Below are 2,500 nucleotides of genomic sequence, written 5' to 3'. Positions count from 1 at the left end.
GCGAGGTTAACCCGTGTGGGGGAGCCGGAGCGAAAGCGAGTCCGAACAGGGCGGTCTTCAGTAGCGTGCCCAAGACCCGAAGCGGAGTGATCTAGCCATGGGCAGGGTGAAGCGGCTGTAAGAGGTCGTGGAGGCCCGAACCCACCAGGGTTGAAAACCTGGGGGATGACCTGTGGTTAGGGGTGAAAGGCCAATCAAACTCCGTGATAGCTGGTTCTCCCCGAAATGCATTTAGGTGCAGCGTCACGTGGTGCTTGTCGGAGGTAGAGCACTGGATAGGCGATGGGCCCTACCGGGTTACTGACCTTAGCCAAACTCCGAATGCCGGCAAGTTGAGCGTGGCAGTGAGACCGTGGGGGATAAGCTTCATGGTCGAGAGGGAAACAGCCCAGAGCATCGACTAAGGCCCCCAAGCGTGTGCTAAGTGGGAAAGGATGTGGAGTCGCTCAGACAACCAGGAGGTTGGCTTAGAAGCAGCCATCCTTGAAAGAGTGCGTAATAGCTCACTGGTCAAGTGATTCCGCGCCGACAATGTAGCGGGGCTCAAGCACACCGCCGACGTCGTGTCGCCCGGACACATGCCTCCAACGGGGGTCCGGGTGGGTAGGGGAGCGTCGTGTGCCGGGAGAAGCCGCGCCGGAAGGCAGTGGTGGACGGTACGCGAGTGAGAATGCAGGCATGAGTAGCGAGACAGGAGTGGGAAACTCCTGCGCCGATTGACCAAGGGTTCCTGGGTCAAGTTGATCTGCCCAGGGTAAGTCGGGACCTAAGGCGAGGCCGACAGGCGTAGTCGATGGACAACCGGTTGATATTCCGGTACCCGTGGCGGAGCGCAAGGGCCGAGTCCGGTGATGCTAAGTCCGTGTCGTCCGCGGTCGTGCCTTCGGGCGCGGGGCGGGCGGTGCCGACGGTCCGATCCGGTAGTAGGCGAGTGATGGGGTGACGCAGGAAGGTAGTCCAGCCCGGGCGGTGGTTGTCCCGGGGTAAGGGTGTGGCCCGGAGGGCAGGGAAATCCGTCCTCCACGACAGGGTGAGACCCGATGCCGAGCCGATGGTGGCGAAGTGGATGATCCTAGGCTGTCGAGAAAAGCCTCTAGCGAGTTCCGTCGTGGCCCGTACCCCAAACCGACTCAGGTGGTCTGGTAGAGCATACCGAGGCGTTCGGGTGAACTATGGTTAAGGAACTCGGCAAAATGCCCCCGTAACTTCGGGAGAAGGGGGGCCGCTTCCGGTGACGGCACGTGCTGTCCGAGCCGGGGGTGGCCGCAGAGACCAGCGAGAAGCGACTGTTTACTAAAAACACAGGTCCGTGCGAAGCCGTAAGGCGCGGTATACGGACTGACGCCTGCCCGGTGCTGGAACGTTAAGGGGACCGGTCAGCGGGGCCTTGGGCCCTGCGAAGCCGAGAACTTAAGCGCCAGTAAACGGCGGTGGTAACTATAACCATCCTAAGGTAGCGAAATTCCTTGTCGGGTAAGTTCCGACCTGCACGAATGGCGTAACGACTTCTCGGCTGTCTCAACCATAGGCCCGGTGAAATTGCACTACGAGTAAAGATGCTCGTTTCGCGCAGCAGGACGGAAAGACCCCGGGACCTTTACTACAGCTTGATATTGGTGTTCGGTTCGGCTTGTGTAGGATAGGTGGGAGCCGGTGAAGCATGCACGCCAGTGTGTGTGGAGGCGTTGTTGAAATACCACTCTGGTCGTGCTGGATGTCTAACCCGGGTCCGTGATCCGGATCGGGGACAGTGTCTGGTGGGTAGTTTAACTGGGGCGGTTGCCTCCCAAAGGGTAACGGAGGCGCCCAAAGGTTCCCTCAGCCTGGTTGGTCATCAGGTGGTGAGTGTAAGTGCACAAGGGAGCTTGACTGTGAGACTGACGGGTCGAGCAGGTGCGAAAGCAGGGACTAGTGATCCGGCGGTTACGTGTGGAAGTGCCGTCGCTCAACGGATAAAAGGTACCCCGGGGATAACAGGCTGATCTTCCCCAAGAGTCCATATCGACGGGATGGTTTGGCACCTCGATGTCGGCTCGTCGCATCCTGGGGCTGGAGTCGGTCCCAAGGGTTGGGCTGTTCGCCCATTAAAGCGGTACGCGAGCTGGGTTTAGAACGTCGTGAGACAGTTCGGTCCCTATCCGCTGTGCGCGTTGGAGTCTTGAGAAGGGCTGTCCCTAGTACGAGAGGACAGCCTGCTTCGAGATGAGGACTCCCGCCCCTGTTGTGGGGGTAAGGCTCCCGGGAGACGACCGGGTTGATAGGCCGGAGATGGAAGCTCCGTGAGGGGTGGAGTCGACCGGTACTAATAGGCCGAGGGCTTGTCCGTAGGTGCTTGCGTCCACTGTGTGGGTTCTGAGACCACGACCGGTGTCCCCTGTCTTCGGGTGGGGGTGGTGTGGGTGTGTTTCGGTGGTCATGGCGAAGGGGAAACGCCCGGTTACATTCCGAACCCGGAAGCTAAGCTCTTCAGCGCCGATGGTACTGCACGGGGGACCGTGTG

2 rRNA genes (1 of these 2 cut by a window edge) are annotated in these 2,500 nt (G+C 60.3%); both read left to right on the top strand.

Annotation, left to right across the window (positions count from 1 at the left end):
- Positions 1 to 2,326 (top strand): 23S ribosomal RNA (locus IF47_RS0126495); it begins 705 nt to the left of the window's first position.
- A gap of 79 nt (positions 2,327 to 2,405) precedes the next feature.
- A 5S ribosomal RNA gene (gene rrf, locus IF47_RS29030) occupies positions 2,406 to 2,500 on the top strand; the annotation flags it as partial.

Source organism: Streptomyces megasporus (genome assembly GCF_000718985.1).
Classification (GTDB): domain Bacteria; phylum Actinomycetota; class Actinomycetes; order Streptomycetales; family Streptomycetaceae; genus Streptomyces; species Streptomyces megasporus.
The sequence above is the reverse complement of the archived record's forward strand: the minus strand, read 5'-3'. Positions and strand labels throughout refer to the sequence as shown.